We start from the raw sequence: 20,084 nt of genomic DNA on the forward strand, positions 1-20,084 counted from the left end.
CCCTCCATGCAATGGACAGAAGAACAACTGCCAGCTATTCACTCCTTCGCGAAGAAGCTACTGGTCCAGGCATTTGCCGGTACCGGGAAGACAACGACACTCGTCGGTTACGCCACGCATAATTCGTCGGTCAAAATGCTGTACCTCTGCTACAACAAAGCCGTTGAGATCGCGGCAAAGAACCGTTTTCCACGCAACGTGACCTGCAAAACAGCTCACGGCCTTGCCTACGCTGTCTATGGCAGCCAGTACAAACACAAGCAGGCTGGCAATCTGCGTTTGACCGACATCGCGAGGACGATCAATACCCAGGATTGGGAGCTGGCCAAAGACATCGTTTCGACCCTCAATGCTTTCATGGCCAGCAAAGATCTGGAGCTGCTGGAAGACCACTTTGTGCGATTCCAGAGCAACCGCAGACTGACCTCGGTCCAGCAGCAGTACATGAGTAAAGCGCTCAACCTGACCAGAGGCGTTTGGGAGAAGATGGTCGATATCAACGATCGCTCAGTCCCCATGACGCACGATGGCTATCTGAAGCTGTACCAGATGAGCCAGCCAGATCTGAGCCAGCGTTTCGGTGCGATTTTGCTCGACGAAGGGCAGGACGTGAACCCGGTCATCGCGAACCTGGTCCAGATCCAAACAATAACTCAAGTCACTGTAGGTGATCGGCATCAGCAGCTGTATCGGTTCAGAGGCGCTGTGGATGCTTTAAACAGCCCGGCGATGAAGGACGCAGAGAAACACTTCCTGACTCAGAGCTTCAGATTTGGACCGGCAGTTGCCTACGTGGCCAACGTCATCCTTTCCTTCAAGGGTGAAAAGATCCCCCTGCAAGGCCTGGGACAGCCGACGTTGGTGAAACGAGCCTTACCGGACGACCTCCCTCACCGCACCTACCTGCACCGTACTGTGAGCGGTGTGATCGAGAACGCGCTGCGCCTGGTCAACCAAAACCACCGCATGCAGTGGATCGGAGGGATCGACAGCTATTCCTTGCGCGATCTGGAGGACCTGTTCTATTTCAGCCGGCATATGAATGACCAGGTCCAACAGCGCAAATTGCTGACCGACTATGCCGATTACGACCAGTATGTCGTGATCGCGAAGGCCACGCAGGATCCTGAGATGCTGCGGTCGATCAAAATCATCGAAAACTATGCAGATCTGCCCCAACGCATCGAGCAGCTGCGTGCTGCATCTGTCACGTCGGAGCTCGATGCAACCGTGACCCTTACCACCGCGCACAGAGCCAAAGGTCTGGAGTGGGACTTCGTTGGACTTTATGACGACTTTTCTGCGGATCCGCTTTCACCTGACATCGACGCAGGCAAACGCGACGATGAGCTGAACCTTCTATACGTCGCTGTCACACGAGCCATGAAGATTCTTGCCGTCAACTCGCTGGTGATCGACATCATGCAGCGCTTCAAAGACATGAAGCAGCGCTCGAAACCTTGATGCGCTGCCCCATCCCCAACCAACTACTTCTTATGACGCAAGTCTTCTTCGGTCAGAGCCAAGAAGCCAGGTTCTACACCGCTATGCGCTACAACGCTTTCGAAGCTCGCGTGTGTCCAATCCGGTTTACGTTCGGAATCAAGGGTAACGATTGCCCACGAACCGTCTGGTGAGATGCCAAGACCCGGGGCATATCGTTCGATCCAAACAGAACGCTCAAGAATTTTATCCATTGACGAAAGCGCCTTGGGAAGGGCTTTTTCAGAATCAAGACGCTTAACAACACCATACATGATGTCCTCAATGACGTTTGTAACTGACGTGCCATTGTAGTCACGAAGTTGAGCTATCAGACAGACAAGGAACCCGTCATCCTTGATACGCACACGAACAAAACATGCTCCCATGGAGTGGAAGCCTTTGTACTCAAAATTGTGATATTCCAGCGTCTGCATTCCCAACGTTCCCTTTGAATATAACTGCGTGGACCGGCTCATGACCGGCGTAGTAAATATCTCACTACCTATACCATTTTCCAAATGGAATAGGTTTGGCGCTTCGCCCAGCGCTTAGAGACTGCAAAAATGAACTGGCCTTCCCCATCTACTCGCAGCAGGTATCCGATGACACTCTATGAATACACCCAGACCTTCGTCCCCCTTCCCTACAAAACCGTGACCAGCGGCATGTTGATGTTCAAGTCGATAGATGAGACGACCCAGCCGGATGTTGAGAGGTATCTGAGCGACCCAGAAACTCTGGCCGTGTTGAATCGACATGGCAGAGAAGGATGGGAGCTGGTGAGCGTTCAGCAGATCAATCGCGGCCGTGAGCAAATTGGCAACCAAAACGCCCAAGGCTGGGCGCTTGGTTACACTCTCAGTACGGGCTTCCTTTTCTTTTTCAAACGCTGCGTGAGAATTCAACAAGTCGAATAATGGGACTTCGACCTGCTTTCTGGCGATAAATGACTTGAAGGGAGTGTCGCGGGCCTCCTAAACGTCATGAGCATCGTCCAAGTCGTCAAGAAGCCATGAATAATCTTGATCAAGCATAGGTCTCATCGAGTCGTCGAAATGAATTCTCGCGCGTTTGAGCTTAAAGTTGGACGTCGGCTCGGTTATTTTCCAAAATTTTATGGTCGATTTTTCCCCACCCAGCATCGACATGGTCGACTCGAAAATTGCTGAAGGACAGTTCATACCAAATGTGACGGATTTGACGGGGAATGGGCTACGGTCTAACCCGATGGGAGCGAGTAACCTCCATTCTTTCTCGTATCTCCACTCGCCCGACTTTGTGAGTAGGGAGGCCCTCTCGACCTCGAGCTGCGACTGCACGTCACCATCCTGCAACCACCGGAGAATTGCGTCGGCTAGTATTTCACGGCTCTGGCCATACACGACTTTATGGATACGCGTCGATTTGAGATCCGAAGTGTCATACTCAATGCACACACCTCGATGCTGCTGCCCATAGTGTGACCACATCAATGGGCTTGTCGCATTCGCACTGAGGCAAAGAACGCCCGTGGCAAGTGTGTCTTTGACTTCACTCTGAATCAGCGTCAACAGCTCACGTTGATAATAGCCTGCCTGATCGGTGATCTCTGGATCCGTCGCCATATACTCTATGCCACGAATAGCATCCTGTACCTCGGTCTCCCCGAGTCGAGCTCGGTGCAAGTCGAGTCTTTGCCCCTTCAATTTTAAGCGTTTCAGCGCTGCAGAGGACTCCTTCTCTACGCGCCTAATGACCATTAACTTTAGAAGCAATTTCAGTCTTTCAATGCTTTGGTTACCAGCGATTACGACAGGCCGGCAATCTAATGGATCGTTGAACGTCCCTGGATCAGCGTAAAAAACCTTTCCGTGATACAGCTGCTCTACCATACGATCACTGAAACTTAAATATTTGTACAAGCTTGCTGGCGCTTTACCCATCACATCAATAACTCCAATCAGTCCCTATGAAGCTCTCCGCAGCATGTCTGCTCCGACTCAACATTGAGAGCGCTGCATGCTGTGCATTAAAGCCTCGCCAAACGATTTTCTCCATTGAATCTCTGGCCGGACGCGCAGTTAGCAGGCCAACCTAAACCCCCTCAGACCTAAAAAGGGTTTCATACTGATTCCATCCGGGCCGATGGTCATGCTGTGTACATAGATTCCTACAGCTTCCAAGGCCCGCGACGTGAAAATCAAACTCCCCGCGATCAAACCAGCGTTTTCAAGCGTGCAGATCTGCCTGTCTGCAGTCCTCATATGCACACCGCTGCTTTCCTCGCATGCCCGAGCAGCCGGCACGGCTTCCGAGCAAGCCAATGTGGAAGTAATGATTCGCCAGCTCAATGCGCTAGAGGCCGTTGCACAGCGCAGCGTTGACCTGCCCAGTGAATCGGCTCAGCGCTATCACCTGGATTACTCCAGGTTAGTCAGCGACATAGCTCGCATCCGCCAGGGCCTGCAGGACTATCTGACTCCCTCCCGGGCTCAGCCCCGCGACCCCGTCGAGATATCAGGCCATTACAACGTCAGCGGTGATCACACGCCATGACGATGTCCTCAACCCAGACCAGTGCCTTTCAGGCCGCTGCCGGATTTTCACCAGCCAGCAGCAACACGCTGTGGACCGGAATTGCGATGGGCATCCTCCTGCTATGGGGCGTCTGGGTTCTTCTAAGCATTTATCGCGGCTGGGCAACCCGAAACCTCGATAGATCGGCTGCTGCCGCTTCTGCCGCTCGCTGGGCCGTGCTGTTCATGGTTATGACTTTCATGCTGTTGAGTTGATTTTTCCAAGGAGATAAAGATGACGCTGTATTCATTGTTCACTCAGGCACGTGCCTTTTTGAAACGCCGGCCTTTTTCGGTCCTGCTGATGGCCGCTACCCCTGGCACTAGTTTTGCCGCCCTACCGGGTGCCCAAGCCCCCACGCGCGGCACTGGGACCAGCTTCCTGCAGACCTTCCAAAACTATGCCTACGACGGCTTCATGCTGCTGGGTCTCTGTTTGTGCGCGTTCGGCATCGTTCTGGTGGGGCGACATGCGCTGGGCGTCTACCACGAGATCCACATGGGCAAAGCCAAATGGGCTGACTTGGGCAGTACCGCTGTAGTCGGTGTTTGCTTGATCGGCGTCACGATCTACCTGGTCACCACCGCTACCAACATCCTTTAAGTCGTAGAGGCTCCCATGACTGAGCTCCAGCAAGATCAGCATGAAGACGGCACCCTGCGTTTTCTGCCCAGTCGCTTGAATAACCAGCCCGTGGTGATTGGTGGTCTTACGGCGGATGAGATGTGGGCGACCGTATTCGGCTGCAGCGGCATAGGCTTTGTGATTGGTCTGCCGCTGGCATTCATCATCACACCGTCAATGCCCGTGGTGTGCGCCCTGATAGGAGGAGTTTTGGGACTGCTCATCGCATCTCGGGTCTTGCGACGCCTCAAACGCGGTAGACCGGAGACATGGATCTACCGCAGGGTCCAGCTCCAGACGGCCATGCTCGGCCCGACCTCATTCAACAAAGCCAACCTGGTACTTCGATCAGGCAACTGGACTTGCCGCCGGAGCGAGCAACAATGAGCCGTTTCTTGAAATTGGCCGACTCCCAACGTGCCCACATCAACAGCTTGAGGATAGCGATTGTCTTGATCGCGCTGGTGGCAGCAGGCCTTGGTTTCGGCTGGTGGAGTGCGCCGAAGCAATTGACCGTTCACGTTCCGCCAGATCTGCGGTCTGGAAGCACGCGAATGTGGTGGGATGTCCCTCCACAATCGGTATACACATTCGGCCTGTACATCTTTCAGCAAATGAACCGGTGGCCGGTCGACGGCGAGCAGGATTACCAGGCAAATATCACCCGTCTGGATGCTTACATCACGCCATCTTGCAAGCATTACCTGCAGAGTGATTTTGAACTGCGCAGGTCTAGCGGTGAGCTACGCAAGCGCGTCCGGGGCGTGTACGAAATTCCAGGTCGAGGCTATGGAGATTCCCCAGAGATCAGGACGGTGACCAACTCTATCGACGATTGGACTGTGACGCTCGATATAACAGCAGACGAGTATTACGGCGGGCAGTTGGTCAAGCGTGCCCTCGCGAGATATCCACTCCACGTTGTACGTATGGACGTCGACCCTGAAACCAATCCCTTCGGTTTGGCTTGGGACTGCTACAACGGCGCACCACAACGCATCGAGGGCAATGTTGAAGCTCCCGCAACTCCGTCGAAAGGAGTCTTCAAATGAGCGTTTTGCGAGTAATCACATGCTCGACATTACTGGCGGTGTTGGCTGGCAACGCCCAAATCGCCTCGGCGGTCGAGATTCTCCGCTGGGAGCGGTTGCCACTGGCTATTCCACTGCGCATCAATCAGGAACGCATCGTCTTCGTTGATCAGAATGTTCGTGTTGGACTCCCGCGTTCGCTGACTGAAAAGCTGCGGGTGCAGAGTACGGGGGGCGCGATCTACCTATATGCGAAGGAAGCGATAGAGCCAACTCGACTTCAGCTGCAGAACGCCAAGACCGGTGAGATCATTCTGGTCGACATCGCTGCTACAGAGGCATCTACGGATCAAACGCCGCTCGAGCCGGTGAAGATAGTCGAAGGTGAAACATCATCAGCACGCTATGGAGGGGCTGCTACAGCACGCTCAGCCAAGGCCACTACGAAGAACACGGACTCAACCAGCCGTTCAAGCGATGAAGACGATGAACCAGAGGAAGTGGTCAAGCGAGAAACGCCCGTCCCAGTCGTCCTCACCCGCTATGCAGCCCAGATGCTCTATGCGCCGTTACGCACCGTTGAGCCTGTAGACGGCATCGCCCAGGTGAAGGTTGAGCGCAGCCTTGATCTGGCGACCTTGCTTCCCACTCTACCTGTGAAGTCCACACCCTTAGGCGCATGGCGTCTGGATGATTTTTGGGTGACTGCCGTGAAGCTGCAGAATCAGACGGCGCAGCGGATCACGCTTGATCCTCGAGAGCTCATGGGTGAATTCGTCACTGCAGCGTTCCAACATCCTTATCTTGGATCACGCGGCGATGCTAGTGACACCACGACCTTGTACCTGGTCACGCGGGGACACGGGCTGACACAGGCGGCCGTATTCTCGGCGACCCAAGCAGATCCGCGTGCAGCGCAAGGAGCGAAGCATGAAAGGTAATCCGCTGCTCAAGTACCTGGTGATTCCATTCCTCCTGCTTGTGATTTTCGTCGGCATCAAATCACTGGGAAGTGCCCCCGCACCAAGTACCGAAACCCCTGCTCCAAAACTGACGGCTGAGCAAGCCAAAGCCCTGGGTGTGGAAGGCGACACGCCGAGCGATACGCTGCGCACGGTCGTCGCTGAAGGACGCGAGCTCAAGCAACAGATCACCGACGTCATCGCACAGAACACTGCGGTCAAACAGGATAACGAGACCCTCAAACAGCGACTGGCAAACATTGATCAGACAGTCGACCAGCGCCTTAAAAACGCCCAGGAACAGTTCAAGCTGGATAGTCAGCAGCAACAGCAGAGCGTGTTGGAGGGCTTGCGCAAACAGATGGATGAACTGACCCGAATGGGACAAAACAATAATTCCAATTCGGATTTACCGATTGGGTTAGGTGTTCAGCCTGGTGATGGCCAACAGTTCAAATCGGAAACAAACGGTTCAGACATCGTGTGGATCGATCCACAGGACGCGACGGCCCTGGATAGCAATGGCAAACCGATCACTGCCGGCAATAGCGTCCCCGCGAGCGCCTACAGCTTTCCTACAGCCTTCGGCGAGTCCGTGGACCGAGGACAGAAAGCGCTCACGACAGGTGCTCAGTCTGTCCGCGATGACATGGGTGGCCAGCAACAGGAGCGTAAGAAGGTACGACGTGCCTACACCCTCCCTCAAAACTCGACGTTGATGGGCTCGGTGGCCATGTCCGCGTTGATCGGCCGGGTTCCTGTTGATGGGACGGTTAATGACCCCTACCCGTTCAAGGTGCTGATCGGTCCGGACAACCTGACTGCCAATGGCATCGACCTTCCTGACGTAGCCGGTGCGGTGGCCAGCGGTACAGCGTCCGGCGACTGGACCCTCTCATGCGTGCGTGGGCAAATCAAAAGTCTGACCTTCGTGTTTACCGACGGCACTGTCCGCACGTTGCCGGCACCGGTTCAGGGTGGCAATCAACAGAACAACAACCAGAACAACTCTGGAGACCAACAACCCATCCAGGGTGGCCTTGGCTGGATCAGTGATCCATACGGCATTCCATGTATTGCGGGCGAGCGACGCAGCAATGCGCAGCAGTACATCGGTTCACAAGCCCTCATCACCGCAGCAGGCGCTGGAGCAGCATCGTTGATCAAGACAGAGGGAAGCACCTCCTCATACGTCTCGAACGCTTCTGGGACGCTTGGTAGCACCGGTTTGTCTGGTAACGAGGCGATGGGGAAGATCCTGACCCAAGGAGTCACGGACGTTTCGAGCTGGGTTAACAAACTCTACGGACAAGCGTTCGCGGCCATTTATGTCCTGCCTGGTGCGCAAGTCTCACTGCATATCGATCAAGAGCTGGAAATTGACTACGAACTCAAAGGCCGCAAGGTCAAGTACGCCTCAGGAGCGAACCATGCCAATGCCAACCTGGATTGATCACTTGGGCTCAGCGCGCAGCGCGCTGATGTATTGCCTTCTCACGGCGGGCTTGCTGGCTGGATGCTCGACAAACAAAGAGCAAATGCTGCCGCATGGTCAAAACACCATGATGGACGTTTGGAACCAAGGAACGACCGGTTCGGCGGGAAGCGCTAGTGGCCGGCAGTTGCTCGATGCGCGCTCGGAGTTGCGCCGTCCAATCGATGTACGTGCTACCCAGCCCTTGCAGGACAGCGCGGCCTACACCCGTACCGCTCAAAACGAGATCTACAGCCAGTTCAAACGACTACCCAATCCGGATCTTGTCATGTACGTGTTTCCGCACCTTGCGGGCTCCGATCCAGCACCAGTCCCTGGCTACACCACTGTTTTCCCGCTCTATCAGCGTGTGCAGTACGCCATGCCTGGCGAGCGGGTTGAGGACTACTGATGACTCTTTTTCAACGGCTCAAAAGCCGCGCGTCCCTCAATTCAGCTACGCAGACGGATATAGCGGGCGACCCTCTGCTGAGCGAGCCTGCAGCGGTCGAACTTGAACAGCCTGAAGATGATCTGGTTGAGGATTTGAAAGCCTCAGATCAAAACGATGTGGATGCGGCACTTGAGCGTTACCTAAAGCGACTTGAGGATCAGGGCATACCCGCGCCTGGCGATTGGAGAAACCCGAAGCAGAAGCCTGCCACGGTTGGCGACGTCGCCGCGCTGTACGACGTCAAGCCGAGCTTTGTAGACCTCCTTCCATGGATTGAGTACCTGCCAGCGGAGCAAGCGATGCTGCTTGAGGATGGCAAATCCTTGGCAGCATTCTTCGAACTGACTCCGATCGGCACTGAAGGCCGTGATCCCGACTGGCTTCGCAAGGTGCGCGATTCCCTGGAGAACGCGCTGCAAAATAGTTTTGACGAGCTCGATACCTCACCTTGGGTTGTGCAGTTCTACGCGAAGGACGAAACCAGCTGGGATGACTACCTTCGGAACCTGCGTGAATACATCCGACCACAGGCTAAAGGCAGCCCGTTCTCGGAGCTGTATCTGGATCTGTTCAAGCATCACCTCGATGCAATCGCCAAACCTGGTGGTCTTTTTGAAGACACCACAGTTTCAAAATTGCCTTGGCGTGGCCAGCAGCGCAGAGTGCGGGTAGTCGTGTATCGCCGGGTAGTCGGTGATGCAGCGTTCCGTGGCCAAACCCCTGCCATGCACCTGGACAACATTTGTCAGCGCTTCACAGGAGGTCTGGCCAACGCCGGCATTAAAAGCAAACGGATGGACGGTTACGACATCCGACACTGGCTCCTGCAGTGGTTCAACCCTCACCCCGATCACCTGGGAACGACGCTCAAAGACTTTGATCGCTTCTTTCAACTGGTGAACAAACGCACAGAGGATGCCGGCGAGGATCTTCCACTGGTCACTGGCGACGACTTCGCACAGGGACTCTTTTATCGAGAGCCAAAATCCGACAGTCAAAAAGGCTTGTGGTACTTCGATGGCCAGCCTCACAGAGTCATCATGCTGGATCGGCTGCGCGAAGCCCCGAAGACCGGCCACCTGACTGGCGAAACACGTAAAGGCGGTGATGCCTTGCATGCCCTGTTCGACAAGTTGCCGGAGGACACTGTGTTGGCCATCACCCTGGTCATCACCCCTCAGGACGTGCTGGAGGCTCATCTTGAGAAGCTGGCACGCAAGTCGGTGGGTGACAACCAAGCTTCACTACTCACCCGCGAAGCGGTAAACGATGCCAGGAAACTGATCGGTCGTGAGCACAAGCTGTACCGAGGCAGCATCGCCTTTTACCTCAAGGGAAATGACGAAGCACAGCTCACCGCGCGCAGCATGCAGTTGACCAACGCATTGCTGGGTGCCGGTATGGAACCCGTAGCATCTGACGACGAGGTGGCCCCACTCAACAGCTACCTCCGTTGGCTTCCCGGGAACTTCGACGTCAATCAAAAGCGAGCCATGGACTGGTACGTGCAGATGATGCTCGCCCAGCATGTTGCAAACCTGTGCCCTGTGTGGGGTCGCTCCAGTGGTACCGGGCATCCTGGCATCACGCTATTCAACCGTGGTGGGGCTCCACTGACATTTGATCCATTCAACAAGCTGGATCGTCAGATGAATGCCCACATGTTTCTGTTCGGCCCCACAGGGGCAGGTAAGTCCGCCACGTTGAATAACCTGCTCAACCAGCTCATTGCGGTTTACGCTCCCCGCCTGTTCATCGTCGAGGCGGGTAACAGTTTCGGTCTACTCGGGGATTTCGCGAAAAAGCTTGGGTTGACAGTCAACAGGATCAAGCTAGCCCCGAACTCAGGCGTTAGCCTGGCTCCGTTCGCCGACGCTATTCGCTTGGTAAACACACCGAGCCAGGTCAAGACCTTGGACGCTGATGACTTAGAGAGCTCTGACGAGGACATGAATGCCAAGCCCGATGAAGACGATGATGAACGGGATGTCCTCGGCGAGATGGAAATCGTAGCCCGTTTGATGATCACCGGCGGTGAGGAAAAAGAGGAAGCTCGGCTTACCCGGGCTGACCGCAGCGTAATCCGACAGTGCATCCTTGCAGCGGCCAGAATTTGCTCCGACGCCGATCGCACCGTCCTCACGGAAGATGTCCGTAATGCGTTGCGCACGGCCGGGGAAGACACCTCCATCCCGGAGGGCAGACGCAATCGGATGCTTGAAATGGCCGAAGCCATGGACATGTTTTGCATGGGCGCCGACGGGGAGATGTTCAACCGTACCGGTACGCCTTGGCCTGAGGCAGATCTGACCATCGTCGACTTGGCCACCTACGCACGTGAGGGCTACAACGCCCAGTTGTCGATCGCTTACATCTCGCTGATCAACACCGTGAACAACATAGCGGAGCGTGATCAGTACAAGGGCCGTCCTCTGGTCAACGTGACAGACGAAGGCCACATCATTACCAAAAACCCCCTCCTCGCCCCTTACATTATGAAGATCACCAAAATGTGGCGAAAGCTCGGGGCCTGGTTCTGGCTGGCAACACAGAACATGGATGACTTTCCTCCCTCAACTGCACCAATGCTCAACATGATCGAGTGGTGGATCTGCTTGAACATGCCGCCTGACGAAGTGGAGAAGATCTCCCGTTTCCGTGAGCTCACACCTGCACAGAAGGGCTTGATGCTGTCAGCACGCAAAGAGAGCGGTAAATACACCGAAGGCGTGGTTCTTTCGAAATCGATGGAAGTGCTGTTTCGCGCTGTTCCGCCGAGCCTGTACCTGGCATTGGCCATGACCGAGCCTGAAGAGAAAAAACAGCGTTACGACCTGATGCAGTCCATGGGTGTCGACGAGTTGGGAGCTGCCTTGGAAGTAGCTGCAGATCTCGACCGGAAACGAGGTATTGAACCCCTGAACATTACATTCCCAACACCCCGTGCATTGGAGAACCTGGCATGAGAGCCATGGATGCCCTGACTCAAAACCTGATCGACAGTCTGACTCAAATACTTCAGTGCCCGCAGGAAGACTCCCTGCTCGCATTGAAAATCTGCGCGCCGGTACTGATCGAGCACTTACAAGTCGTCAAACATGTAGCGGTAGATCGCCGAGAGATTCAGTCTCAACTGCACAAAGCTTTGGATCAGTGGCTTGAGCATCACCCTCAGCCTGAAAGCGCCCAGAAAGCTCTTCTGACGCTGCTGGATCAGGAGCTGCTGGCAAAACAGCTCCTCGACAAAGAGGCCTCCGCATGAAGCGACCGACGCGCCGGCAAATCCTCTACTGCATCGGTGCGGTCGCCTTGGCTATCTCACCTTTTCTGCTGACCGAGCTGCAGAATAAGCCTGGCGTCACAGGTGGCCCCGTGGCGCCGGCAGCCGATCAGAAGAGACAAAGTGGCGGATGGGTCTACGGGAGCCGTGAGGCGCGTTTCACCATCATCGAATATGCAGATCTGGAATGCCCCTACTGCAAGGATTACTTCCCACGCCTCAAAGCCTGGATTGATCAGCATCCGGACGTGAATCTTCAGTGGCACCATCTGCCCCTACCTATGCATGAGCCTGCAGCGAGCTATGAGGCTCGGTGGGCTGAGTGCGCGGGGATTGAGAGAGGCAATGACGCTTTTTGGCTCGCAGTCGAGCTCATTTATCAGCGTACTCGGTCGAACGGTGCTGGAACTGCTGGCAATCCGCAGATCCCTGGCCTCGAAGATCGACAGCACTTCATTGATAACTGCGCTGCGAGTAACCCGTCTGTGCAACAGGCCGTCATTAGCCAGGCTCACAAGGCGAGCCAGGACGGCATCACAGCCACCCCTACGCTGGTCATCAAGGACAAACAATCTGGCCGCTCGATCAAGCTGCAGGGTGCACCTGACGGTGACGTGCTGCTCTCCGCAATGGACTGGCTGGCCAGCACGAGGGATAGATAAATGAATCCAGCCTTTGAACAAGCCTTGCAAGCGCGCTTGCTTTGGATGCAGGTTTGCTTACTATTGCCAGCATTAAACTGTACGGATAGCCAAAAATCGCATAAATGACCTCTGTAGGATAAGGGACGGCAATGAGTTAGTTCGCCATGGTGGCTAACGTTTTTTTAATGCACAAGAAAGTCAAGAGAGAACTTCTGATGTCTCGTATATTTTTTTCTGTTTGCCTGATGGGCATATTAGGCTTGCTGCAAGGTTGCTCTAGCGGTCCATCACTAGACCATCAGCCCTACTATCGAGGGCCGGCAGAAGCAAATAATGATAGCGCAACTGTCTACGTTTATCGTCCGATACACAGAGCTGCTCGCCACGTAACCCTGTATATCGAAATTGATGAACAGCAAGTGGCCGAGCTACCTTCTGGTGGCTACCTGAAGCTCCAACTGCCTGAGGGCACCCACGTCTTTGAGGCTAAAACTCCGCCGTTAGGCGGCTCCTTTATCGGAGACCGTTTCAATCTCACCGTCCAAAAAGGGAACGTATATTTCATCGCCGGTCAAATCAGTGGAGAGCCCCCTTCTGACAATCAGACGCTCGGTATTCTTAAGGATGGCCTCTTTGGTGGAGAACGGCTTTTTTTCCGATGGGCTATGGTCCCGCGAGAAATAGCTGAGAAGAGGATGAGCTTTTGCCGTCTTGTGCCCCCTATGCCAATTTAGAATAGTCTCGCTGTACCGATTGCGCCCCTTGACACAACTGGCGGACTTGTAAGAACCTGGATAGGTAACTTCAGCTTCAAACCCGTAATGAGGGCTACCTACTAGTGGCCTCGACGCAGCTAGCTGCGTGAACGTCCCCAAAGCTCGCAAAGCAACCGGAAGCGCGAGCAGCCAACTGACGTTGGTGGCTGCACACTCCTCACTTCATCTACCCAATGGGAATCCTCCCATTGGGCCGGGTTCCCGTTTCGAGAACCCTACATGAATACCTTCTCACTGCTCATCACCCCTAAAATTGGGGAAGCCCGCGGCGTCCCACGTATTTGGCTTGAGGGCCAAAAACTATTGAATGCCGGCATCGAAATAGGAACTCGCTTTTCACTCATCCGCCCAGAAGGACAGACCAGGCTGGAACTCGTGCCTGCCACATCACCAGAGCTCAACACAGGCGATGTCACGGTCTCCAGGCGGGTTAAAAATGGAATCACGACGCCTCTCATCGAGATCCGGACAGCCCTACTCAGAAGCTTGTTCAAGACCGCAGAGAAAGTCCGAGTTGTCATTCGTTTGGGAAGGATCGTCATCACCCCCCTCGACAATGACAAGAGGATTGAAGAGCGCCTGGCGCGACTGAAGCGCAAGCTCGATGCACAAGAACCACTGGCGGTATGCAGTCTGTTCCACGGTGGAGGCGTGCTGGATCGTGCGATACACGCCGGCCTGGCACGCTCAGGAATTGATACGTTTGTCAGGATTGGTATTGAGGTTGAAGATCAGTACCTGGACGCCAGCTTGCGCAACAACCCGATGCTTTGGCGAGACACTTCATTCGCAATCTGTGCAGATGTTCGGGACGTGCAACGCGGCACGGGTACCCCGGAATGTGACTTGGTTGTTGCGGGCATTCCTTGTACTGGAGCCTCCCGTGCAGGCAAGGCCAAAAACAAACTCAGTTCAGCCGAACAACATCCGTCCGCAGGCTCGTTATTCATAGACTTTCTGGACTTTGTCCGGTACTCCAACCCAGTCATGGCAATCGTCGAAAATGTACCTGATTACCAGACCAGCACTTCGATGGAAGTGATCAGATCTGTGTTGAAGTCATTGGGCTACCGGCTGTTCGAGTGCATCCTCGACGGAGCAGTGTTCGGGGCATTCGAAAGCAGGTCCAGGATGGCTTTGGTTGCATACACGGAGGGGGCTTTTGAGCCTTTGACACTGGATCAGATCACCCCTCTTCGCACAAAAGAGCGCTCACTCAAGGATCTCATGGACGCTGTGCCAGAAACTGATGAAAGCTGGAAGTGCTATGACTACCTGGGACGTAAAGAGGAGCGCGATATCGCCAGCGGCAAGGGCTTTCGCAGGCAACTACTGACACCTGAAGCAACCTCATGCGGTTGTATTGGGCGTGGGTACGCGAAGGCAAGATCGACAGAACCATTTATTCGACACCCAAGAAACCCGGCGCTCAGCAGGCTTCTGACGGTAAGCGAACATGCTCGCGTCAAAACCATACCGGTTGAGATCGTTGAAGGAGTATCCAACACCACAGGCCACGAAATACTGGGCCAATCTGTCATCTATACCGCTTTCGAAGCGATAGCGGCCGCTGTAGGAAAGTTGATAACGAAGCTGCACAGAACTGCCAGTCCGGCAAGTGCGATGGCGGCTTGAAAACGTCCGGCCTACCTTACGGGTAGCGCCGGCCTATACTCGATGGGTTTCAACGCCGGCCATAGAGCTTGTTGAGTTTCCGAACTTGTACTATGCATACAACCGCAAATACAGCGCAGATGGCCAAGAATACAAGCTCCGGGGTCCCTGTATTGTCCCAGCCGGTCATTGCGCTAAACGAGTCATACCCCAATGCTACCGCACCGGCCACGACAGCAGCCGTCCCCCCAAAAATGAGCACTAAATAAAGCAGAAACGTTTTCATCGTATCACCCTACTGTTTGTCCAGGTCAGCCGCCACCCAGCCTTTTGCACCATTATAGTCATCACCTCCAGCGGCGATGAAAATGTGGCCAGTTTCATCCACTGCGAATACACCTGGGCGCTCATGGCTCGCGTCGCGCAATGAATCCTTCCAACCGTACACAGTGCCTTGCCAGATCATCACTATGCCGCCACGGTGATCCTGGTTGATCTTTCGCCACTTATTGGCAGTTGCGCGCAAGGCTTCATAGAGATTGGTCATGCCTGAATTTCCTGTTCGGATAGGACCTTGCGGCAATAGTCGGTCCAGATTACTTACTCTGGACCACCATCCCACTTTGAAACGGCCACTTTCAATTCTGCATCAAGCATTTCGCATTGCTCATTACCCAGCAAATTCTCTGCCTGCAAAGCCCCTATCCAACCCTGAGCTTCAGCCGCACTGTGGAACATCACCTCACGGTCGCCAGCTATGGCCACCTGCTCGATGCGCTGACGGGCCCGTTCCAAGATTTGGGCAATCGGGTCAATGTCTTTCATCGTCTATTTTCCGCTCTGAGTGGGGCTATCGACAGCCGAATCGTTGATAGGCAGTCCTGCGTATCATACCAATGACTTTTCACGCAGCACTTCAAAGACCTCGCGCGCAAAGGCTGCCATCATCAGAATTGTTCCCAAGAGCAGAGCGATAATACCTGCCTCGGTGTATGCCAGATCTGCAGTGCGCTGCCCTGCTTCCCCCAGACCTATTGAAGCCAAAACCGCAATCAATTGAGTCAATGCTAATTTCATAAGACGTTCCTTCTGTCTTTTTGGTGTAAAAGTCGTGTGTTTCTACCGGCCAGGCCCCGCACGAAGCGAGGCTTGGAGTGAAGCTGAGCGGCAGCCAGGCCGGCGGTAGGTACTGAGTGCGATAAGGTCTTTTCCTATGCAACTGCGTGCCCTGCAACAACAGTGCAGTGGTCAAGGGATACAGCACCCGAAACATCCTCCACCATGATAACCGGCTCGCAGCACATGACGTATGCCTTGCCGCGGGTTTTGGTCTTGATTTTTTCACCAGAGCCCAACAGCTCCTCGTAAAATACGGCCGCCCCTTCAGGGTGCGTGGTGTTCCAGTCGTGGCACTGGGCCTTAGCAGCGGTTTCCTGCTCACGCAGGGTCATGTTTTTGCGTTTCGGTAGAGGCATCGGGTCAGCCCTTCAAGGAGTTGGATGCCAAAGGGGCATCCTTCTACGGCCTCTGCCCCGCTTTTGATGGCAGGGCTAGTGGTGTAGATGGACGATATTTGCTCAAAGAATGAAGGGCTCGTTGTTGCCCCATTCCTGAAAGTAATGCTGGAAGGTCTTGCGGTCAGTACCGATGTACCCCAACTTCACGCCCGGCCAGCGTGCATGAGCAACTTCAAATGCCACTTCCAGCGATAGGTGACAGAGTATGTGCTCTAGTGCAGGACGCTTGATTTTATGCGGCTTGGAACTCACTTGCTGCCCCCAGTGATTCGATTGAATGAGGACACATTACCGTATTCGGAAATACTCTGGAAGCTTTTTATTTCCGTTATCGGTAATACTTTGATGCATCCTCAAGACGCCCACTCATGACCTGTAACGCTGCAGCCTTCCGAGACAGCAAGCTCTGATTCACGCCAGTCTGTTGGATTGCATCCCGCTGAGACAGGCCGTCGACGAAATGCGCACGCAGCGCTGCCTCAAGCATCTTCCCTCTGATTCCGGTAAACGACAGCAGCACGTCGAAGTGCTGAGACGTGACCTTGCCTGGGATCAACCCTGACTCTTTGAGCTGCGACATCGAAACTCCAGACAAACAATGGACCAGCAACTTTACCGTAATCGGAAATCTTAAGCACGGCGATTGCGGAGGTGTCTGGACCTATACGCCACCACAAAACATCTCCATTAAGATTACAGGCCCGCTTGCAGTGCTGTTTACCTAAACACTACCGCGCCTGCTGCTCGATGGCGGCCGCTCGGCCCTCGCAGGCGCCATCAAACCCCAACCGTCCCGATAACGGTTTCCTACAGACGACAGTTCATTAATCGCGTTTTCTGTACCTGACACCACCTGCAGGTAATGCCTAATGCCCCCCTCCAGCCCCTATCGCTTCAGCTGCAAGAACCGCATGACCTTCCTGATCTTGATTGCGGCCATTCAGGTCCCCTTCGTTAACGCAGAGACGTGGATCGTTACTGACCGGAACCACCCAGTCCAGGCACCGGCACGTGTCCGGTTGATCCTCCTGGACGAATCAGAAAGGCTTGAGGCCAAGCTCTCTGAAGGACTACCGGCTAATCAGCAACAATCCATCGCAATCATGCAGCAACGCCTCAAGAGCAGCGATGCGCAGCGCTTGCAACGAGATCTGGCTTTAGCTCAACAAGACCTCGTAGACGCTTGGAGCATGGGGGTAACGAAGGTGCCTGCAGTGGTGGTCGACCGCAAGTTTGTTGTGTACGGGGAAACCAACGCTACAGCGGCTGAAAATCGCATTGCCCAGTGGCGCGCCGCCGCCAATCATCAGAACGCATCTGGCCAGGGAGATGCCCCGCGATGAACCTGCGAAAGCCTCCAGCGTGGGCAGCCTTGGCCTTGTCGATCTCAACCTGGCCGGCAGCAGCGGGCACGGTGACATCTGCCACCCTGGTCGCCTCAACCCTGTCGCCTGACTGCCTGGAGTACAAGGTGGTTGGAATCTGCTACTGGCTGCTCTGCACCCCGTTTGGATGCAAGGTAAAGACGTCGACCAAGGTTCGTCACTTCGTTCCAGACGCCGTGGTCTCAAGCTACTCGAATACCGGTGAAAACCCGTGGGTTGAGGTCTCTTCGTTAAGCTCATCAACTTCGTACGCCCAAGATGGCGGTGACGGAACCACCAATCACAACAACGAAGATAGCCTGGCTAAATTCAAAAACGCTGACGTCATAGGCCACCCCGGAGGAGCAACATTCAGTAAGTTTGCCAGCGCCTCGGGCTATGCCTGCCAGGGTGCTGCCACGCCCTACATGCCCTACCTGCTGAGCACTTTGGACACTGTCGCCTGGCGTTACGGCGTTCCAGAATCAGTGTATCCAGAAGCACTGATTCCCGGACGTCGAGAGGTGGGTGGTCTGACGTCGGGGGACATGTGGGGAAGCGTCTACCCTCGCAGTGGTTTTATCCATCAAGCCGACGATTACAAGGCGGCATCCGTGATCGCGCAGCGTGCAGGTGACGTGGTCACTCGCAGCGGTCAGGTTCATGTCTATCAACCGCTTCTGGCACAGCCGCAACCAGGCTACTGGCCGGCAGGAGAATTGATCGAGACCGACGCCACCACCGGTAAGTGGCAAGAGCTCACGCCGACCCTCAGTCAAAGCTGCGCGGTATTTCCAAACTCCCAGCCCCGTGTGCAGGCAACAGATGGTGGCTACGCCTGGGCGTTATGGCGCCCGTATTCCTGCTGCAAGCGGGAAGGACAAACCTTTCTTGGCAGTACGGACTTTCAATGATGATCAAGAGGACTTCAACTATGCGCCGCGCTGCCTTTCTGACTATTGCATTCATGAGCACCCTGACGGCCCATACTGCTCTCGCCGAAATCCCGGGAATCAATGCAAGCTCATCGGGCAGCGTGATCGGTGACGACGTGCTCTACAGCGTTGGAGGCGGCAACGCTGTGACGATGGGTACGGCGGGGAATATGGATAGCATCAGCATCGGCGGAGGTTGGAACAGCAACCTGGTCTGCGGAAACATGAGTATGAATAACACGCTCCAGAATCAGTTGAATGGCGCAACTTCCGGATTTCAGACGATCATGGGGTCGATGATCTCGAACGCTACCAGCGCCGTTTCATCACTACCAGGACTGATTATCCAGCGGGCTAACCCGGCTTTGTACAACCTGCTCACCAACGGCATTCTGCAGGGTCGTCTTGACTTCGACCGCTCCAAAGGCACTTGTCGTGCCATTGCTGACAAGATGCTCGATGTCGCTGGAGGACAGATGGGCTGGAACAAGATCGCCGAGGGCCAGGCTATGAGTCAGGCGGTGAAAAACGGGAACACAGATGCTGTCTCAGCCGTTGCACAGGTCGAAAAGCAGGGAGGGAATGACGGTATCACCTGGCTCGGAGGAAATAAGGCCGGCGGATCTGGCCAGCAACCTATCAAGGTCGTAGGTGACGTTACTCGTGCGGGATACAACTTGCTGAACGGACGCGGCGCCGCCGATACATCGTCCATTAGTCCGTCGGCCTGCAACAACGGCATGGTGTGTTCCACCTGGTCCTCGCCTCAGGCAGCCACCACGTTCGCCAATCGTGTACTGGGAGAGCAACAACAACGCACTTGTGAGGACTGTACCAAAACAACCTCCACCGCCGGCGTCGGGCTCACTCCTCTCATCCAGGAATCCTACGACTCCAAGCTCAAGACGCTGCAGGAATTGATCTCGGGCAGCAAGTCCCTCACTTCAGAAAACTTGACTGCAGCGAGCAGCGATTCTCTGCCTGTTACCCGTGGAGTGGTCGAGGCACTCAGGACTGAGCATGACCAGGATATTCTCGCAAAACGTCTTGCTTCAGAGGTCGCTTTATCTGAGGTTCTCGGCAAGGCACTACTGCTTCAGCGCACCATGTTTACCGGCAGCAAAGAGCCGAACATTGCCGCCAACGATGTGGCCCTGCAGGCGGTCAGTCAGCAGAACAGCAGCCTGCAACAGGAAATTGACAACCTCAAGACCGAGTTGGATATGCGTCGCAGCTTGGCCAGCAACTCACCGACAGCCATTCTACAGAGGGCTCAGAGCCGGAAAGACAGCTCCAAAGGCATATTTCAAGGCGATCCAACGCCCGACCGCCTCGATCAGCTGCAGAATCCTTCTAAAGGTAACTGAC

General features: G+C 54.9%; 26 protein-coding genes. 18 read left to right on the forward strand and 8 right to left on the reverse strand.

The genetic code is table 11. From position 1 onward, the window contains the following. Positions 1-6: 6 nt before the first annotated feature. Entirely contained in the window at positions 7-1,464 is a 1,458-nt protein-coding gene (locus BZK31_RS02735) for a UvrD-helicase domain-containing protein (RefSeq protein WP_083181163.1), read from the forward strand. Between the two features lie 23 nt (positions 1,465-1,487). On the opposite strand, the gene BZK31_RS02740 is transcribed toward BZK31_RS02735, so the two are convergent. Further along, a complete protein-coding gene (locus BZK31_RS02740; RefSeq protein ID WP_074952385.1) occupies positions 1,488-1,919 on the reverse strand; it encodes a hypothetical protein in 432 nt (143 codons plus the stop codon). Between the two features lie 168 nt (positions 1,920-2,087). On the opposite strand from BZK31_RS02740, the gene BZK31_RS02745 reads away from it, so the two are divergent. Then, on the forward strand, positions 2,088-2,402 hold the full coding sequence (locus tag BZK31_RS02745) for a DUF4177 domain-containing protein (RefSeq protein ID WP_054994234.1): 315 nt from the start codon (positions 2,088-2,090) through the stop codon (positions 2,400-2,402). Between the two features lie 57 nt (positions 2,403-2,459). On the opposite strand, the gene BZK31_RS02750 is transcribed toward BZK31_RS02745, so the two are convergent. Next, positions 2,460-3,407 (reverse strand): DUF2971 domain-containing protein, encoded by a 948-nt coding sequence (locus BZK31_RS02750; RefSeq protein WP_236534903.1) that lies wholly within the window; start codon positions 3,405-3,407, stop codon positions 2,460-2,462. 250 nt (positions 3,408-3,657) lie between these two features. Here BZK31_RS02750 and BZK31_RS02760 point away from each other — a divergent pair, with 250 nt between their 5' ends. From BZK31_RS02760 to BZK31_RS02820, 13 genes are all read left to right on the forward strand, one after another. Next, positions 3,658-4,020 (forward strand): integrative conjugative element protein, RAQPRD family, encoded by a 363-nt coding sequence (locus BZK31_RS02760; protein ID WP_074952394.1) that lies wholly within the window; start codon positions 3,658-3,660, stop codon positions 4,018-4,020. After that, a complete protein-coding gene (locus BZK31_RS02765) occupies positions 4,017-4,256 on the forward strand; it encodes a TIGR03758 family integrating conjugative element protein (RefSeq protein ID WP_074952398.1) in 240 nt (79 codons plus the stop codon). Before BZK31_RS02760 ends, BZK31_RS02765 begins: the two co-directional genes overlap by 4 nt. A gap of 19 nt (positions 4,257-4,275) precedes the next feature. Then, entirely contained in the window at positions 4,276-4,644 is a 369-nt protein-coding gene (locus tag BZK31_RS02770) for a TIGR03745 family integrating conjugative element membrane protein (protein ID WP_074952401.1), read from the forward strand. Positions 4,645-4,659: 15 nt separating this feature from the next. After that, complete coding sequence (locus BZK31_RS02775; protein WP_003435722.1) at positions 4,660-5,052, forward strand: TIGR03750 family conjugal transfer protein; 393 nt, start codon at positions 4,660-4,662, stop codon at positions 5,050-5,052. Further along, positions 5,049-5,717 (forward strand): PFL_4703 family integrating conjugative element protein, encoded by a 669-nt coding sequence (locus tag BZK31_RS02780; RefSeq protein WP_024960171.1) that lies wholly within the window; start codon positions 5,049-5,051, stop codon positions 5,715-5,717. The genes BZK31_RS02775 and BZK31_RS02780 overlap by 4 nt, the downstream gene beginning before the upstream one ends. Beyond that, entirely contained in the window at positions 5,714-6,637 is a 924-nt protein-coding gene (locus BZK31_RS02785; RefSeq protein ID WP_074845320.1) for a TIGR03749 family integrating conjugative element protein, read from the forward strand. Before BZK31_RS02780 ends, BZK31_RS02785 begins: the two co-directional genes overlap by 4 nt. Continuing rightward, the gene (locus BZK31_RS02790) at positions 6,627-8,111 is read left to right on the forward strand and encodes a TIGR03752 family integrating conjugative element protein (RefSeq protein WP_003425118.1); all 1,485 of its coding nucleotides are present in this window, start codon (positions 6,627-6,629) and stop codon (positions 8,109-8,111) included. The genes BZK31_RS02785 and BZK31_RS02790 overlap by 11 nt, the downstream gene beginning before the upstream one ends. Continuing rightward, positions 8,089-8,544: a TIGR03751 family conjugal transfer lipoprotein gene (locus BZK31_RS02795; RefSeq protein ID WP_003425120.1), complete on the forward strand. Its 456-nt coding sequence runs from the start codon at positions 8,089-8,091 to the stop codon at positions 8,542-8,544. The genes BZK31_RS02790 and BZK31_RS02795 overlap by 23 nt, the downstream gene beginning before the upstream one ends. Further along, on the forward strand, positions 8,544-11,552 hold the full coding sequence (locus tag BZK31_RS02800) for a conjugative transfer ATPase (RefSeq protein ID WP_083181164.1): 3,009 nt from the start codon (positions 8,544-8,546) through the stop codon (positions 11,550-11,552). The genes BZK31_RS02795 and BZK31_RS02800 overlap by 1 nt, the downstream gene beginning before the upstream one ends. After that, entirely contained in the window at positions 11,549-11,848 is a 300-nt protein-coding gene (locus tag BZK31_RS02805) for a hypothetical protein (RefSeq protein WP_011267019.1), read from the forward strand. Before BZK31_RS02800 ends, BZK31_RS02805 begins: the two co-directional genes overlap by 4 nt. Continuing rightward, positions 11,845-12,528 carry a DsbA family protein gene (locus BZK31_RS02810; RefSeq protein WP_083181165.1) on the forward strand — a complete coding sequence of 228 codons (684 nt, stop codon included), beginning with the start codon at positions 11,845-11,847 and terminating at the stop codon, positions 12,526-12,528. The genes BZK31_RS02805 and BZK31_RS02810 overlap by 4 nt, the downstream gene beginning before the upstream one ends. A 146-nt stretch (positions 12,529-12,674) precedes the next feature. Beyond that, positions 12,675-13,244 (forward strand): DUF2846 domain-containing protein, encoded by a 570-nt coding sequence (locus BZK31_RS02815; RefSeq protein ID WP_017279736.1) that lies wholly within the window; start codon positions 12,675-12,677, stop codon positions 13,242-13,244. A 261-nt stretch (positions 13,245-13,505) separates the two neighbouring features. Then, the gene (locus tag BZK31_RS02820) at positions 13,506-14,921 is read left to right on the forward strand and encodes a DNA cytosine methyltransferase (RefSeq protein ID WP_020342650.1); all 1,416 of its coding nucleotides are present in this window, start codon (positions 13,506-13,508) and stop codon (positions 14,919-14,921) included. 274 nt (positions 14,922-15,195) lie between these two features. Here BZK31_RS02820 and BZK31_RS02830 read toward each other — a convergent pair whose 3' ends face one another. The 6 genes from BZK31_RS02830 to BZK31_RS02855 all read right to left on the reverse strand — a co-directional run bounded on the left by BZK31_RS02830 (position 15,196) and on the right by BZK31_RS02855 (position 16,997). Further along, positions 15,196-15,447 carry a hypothetical protein gene (locus tag BZK31_RS02830; RefSeq protein ID WP_003317487.1) on the reverse strand — a complete coding sequence of 84 codons (252 nt, stop codon included), beginning with the start codon at positions 15,445-15,447 and terminating at the stop codon, positions 15,196-15,198. A 53-nt stretch (positions 15,448-15,500) separates the two neighbouring features. Then, positions 15,501-15,725: a hypothetical protein gene (locus tag BZK31_RS02835; protein WP_083181167.1), complete on the reverse strand. Its 225-nt coding sequence runs from the start codon at positions 15,723-15,725 to the stop codon at positions 15,501-15,503. Between the two features lie 63 nt (positions 15,726-15,788). After that, positions 15,789-15,977, reverse strand: coding sequence for a hypothetical protein (locus BZK31_RS02840; protein ID WP_003317484.1), 189 nt, complete (start codon positions 15,975-15,977; stop codon positions 15,789-15,791). A 134-nt stretch (positions 15,978-16,111) separates the two neighbouring features. Next, positions 16,112-16,375: a hypothetical protein gene (locus BZK31_RS02845; RefSeq protein WP_003317483.1), complete on the reverse strand. Its 264-nt coding sequence runs from the start codon at positions 16,373-16,375 to the stop codon at positions 16,112-16,114. 102 nt (positions 16,376-16,477) lie between these two features. Next, positions 16,478-16,600, reverse strand: coding sequence for a hypothetical protein (locus tag BZK31_RS30265; RefSeq protein WP_016981068.1), 123 nt, complete (start codon positions 16,598-16,600; stop codon positions 16,478-16,480). Between the two features lie 145 nt (positions 16,601-16,745). Next, on the reverse strand, positions 16,746-16,997 hold the full coding sequence (locus tag BZK31_RS02855) for a PapB/FocB family fimbrial expression transcriptional regulator (protein WP_005783306.1): 252 nt from the start codon (positions 16,995-16,997) through the stop codon (positions 16,746-16,748). A gap of 289 nt (positions 16,998-17,286) precedes the next feature. Between BZK31_RS02855 and BZK31_RS02860 the strand changes: the two genes are divergently transcribed. The 3 genes from BZK31_RS02860 to BZK31_RS02870 are packed head-to-tail and all read left to right on the forward strand — an operon-like array spanning position 17,287 to position 20,083. Further along, positions 17,287-17,760, forward strand: coding sequence for a TIGR03757 family integrating conjugative element protein (locus BZK31_RS02860; RefSeq protein WP_080337793.1), 474 nt, complete (start codon positions 17,287-17,289; stop codon positions 17,758-17,760). After that, entirely contained in the window at positions 17,757-18,695 is a 939-nt protein-coding gene (locus BZK31_RS02865; RefSeq protein ID WP_024960184.1) for a TIGR03756 family integrating conjugative element protein, read from the forward strand. Before BZK31_RS02860 ends, BZK31_RS02865 begins: the two co-directional genes overlap by 4 nt. Further along, positions 18,692-20,083 carry an integrating conjugative element protein gene (locus tag BZK31_RS02870; RefSeq protein ID WP_167377827.1) on the forward strand — a complete coding sequence of 464 codons (1,392 nt, stop codon included), beginning with the start codon at positions 18,692-18,694 and terminating at the stop codon, positions 20,081-20,083. Before BZK31_RS02865 ends, BZK31_RS02870 begins: the two co-directional genes overlap by 4 nt. Position 20,084 lies beyond the last annotated feature (1 nt).

The sequence above is a fragment of the Pseudomonas floridensis genome (assembly GCF_002087235.1).
Lineage (GTDB): Bacteria > Pseudomonadota > Gammaproteobacteria > Pseudomonadales > Pseudomonadaceae > Aquipseudomonas > Aquipseudomonas floridensis.

Excerpts from the sequence above, each read along its gene's own strand:
- BZK31_RS02735 (WP_083181163.1), top strand. The coding sequence starts at position 7 with ATGCAATGGACAGAAGAACAACTGCCAGCTATTCACTCCTTCGCGAAG.
- BZK31_RS02740 (WP_074952385.1), bottom strand. The coding sequence starts at position 1,919 with ATGCAGACGCTGGAATATCACAATTTTGAGTACAAAGGCTTCCACTCC.
- BZK31_RS02745 (WP_054994234.1), top strand. The coding sequence starts at position 2,088 with ATGACACTCTATGAATACACCCAGACCTTCGTCCCCCTTCCCTACAAA.
- BZK31_RS02750 (WP_236534903.1), bottom strand. The coding sequence starts at position 3,407 with ATGGGTAAAGCGCCAGCAAGCTTGTACAAATATTTAAGTTTCAGTGAT.
- BZK31_RS02765 (WP_074952398.1), top strand. The coding sequence starts at position 4,017 with ATGACGATGTCCTCAACCCAGACCAGTGCCTTTCAGGCCGCTGCCGGA.
- BZK31_RS02770 (WP_074952401.1), top strand. The coding sequence starts at position 4,276 with ATGACGCTGTATTCATTGTTCACTCAGGCACGTGCCTTTTTGAAACGC.
- BZK31_RS02775 (WP_003435722.1), top strand. The coding sequence starts at position 4,660 with ATGACTGAGCTCCAGCAAGATCAGCATGAAGACGGCACCCTGCGTTTT.
- BZK31_RS02780 (WP_024960171.1), top strand. The coding sequence starts at position 5,049 with ATGAGCCGTTTCTTGAAATTGGCCGACTCCCAACGTGCCCACATCAAC.
- BZK31_RS02785 (WP_074845320.1), top strand. The coding sequence starts at position 5,714 with ATGAGCGTTTTGCGAGTAATCACATGCTCGACATTACTGGCGGTGTTG.
- BZK31_RS02790 (WP_003425118.1), top strand. The coding sequence starts at position 6,627 with ATGAAAGGTAATCCGCTGCTCAAGTACCTGGTGATTCCATTCCTCCTG.
- BZK31_RS02795 (WP_003425120.1), top strand. The coding sequence starts at position 8,089 with ATGCCAATGCCAACCTGGATTGATCACTTGGGCTCAGCGCGCAGCGCG.
- BZK31_RS02800 (WP_083181164.1), top strand. The coding sequence starts at position 8,544 with ATGACTCTTTTTCAACGGCTCAAAAGCCGCGCGTCCCTCAATTCAGCT.
- BZK31_RS02805 (WP_011267019.1), top strand. The coding sequence starts at position 11,549 with ATGAGAGCCATGGATGCCCTGACTCAAAACCTGATCGACAGTCTGACT.
- BZK31_RS02810 (WP_083181165.1), top strand. The coding sequence starts at position 11,845 with ATGAAGCGACCGACGCGCCGGCAAATCCTCTACTGCATCGGTGCGGTC.
- BZK31_RS02815 (WP_017279736.1), top strand. The coding sequence starts at position 12,675 with ATGGTGGCTAACGTTTTTTTAATGCACAAGAAAGTCAAGAGAGAACTT.
- BZK31_RS02820 (WP_020342650.1), top strand. The coding sequence starts at position 13,506 with ATGAATACCTTCTCACTGCTCATCACCCCTAAAATTGGGGAAGCCCGC.
- BZK31_RS02830 (WP_003317487.1), bottom strand. The coding sequence starts at position 15,447 with ATGACCAATCTCTATGAAGCCTTGCGCGCAACTGCCAATAAGTGGCGA.
- BZK31_RS02835 (WP_083181167.1), bottom strand. The coding sequence starts at position 15,725 with ATGAAAGACATTGACCCGATTGCCCAAATCTTGGAACGGGCCCGTCAG.
- BZK31_RS02840 (WP_003317484.1), bottom strand. The coding sequence starts at position 15,977 with ATGAAATTAGCATTGACTCAATTGATTGCGGTTTTGGCTTCAATAGGT.
- BZK31_RS02845 (WP_003317483.1), bottom strand. The coding sequence starts at position 16,375 with ATGCCTCTACCGAAACGCAAAAACATGACCCTGCGTGAGCAGGAAACC.
- BZK31_RS02855 (WP_005783306.1), bottom strand. The coding sequence starts at position 16,997 with ATGTCGCAGCTCAAAGAGTCAGGGTTGATCCCAGGCAAGGTCACGTCT.
- BZK31_RS02860 (WP_080337793.1), top strand. The coding sequence starts at position 17,287 with ATGCCCCCCTCCAGCCCCTATCGCTTCAGCTGCAAGAACCGCATGACC.
- BZK31_RS02865 (WP_024960184.1), top strand. The coding sequence starts at position 17,757 with ATGAACCTGCGAAAGCCTCCAGCGTGGGCAGCCTTGGCCTTGTCGATC.
- BZK31_RS02870 (WP_167377827.1), top strand. The coding sequence starts at position 18,692 with ATGATGATCAAGAGGACTTCAACTATGCGCCGCGCTGCCTTTCTGACT.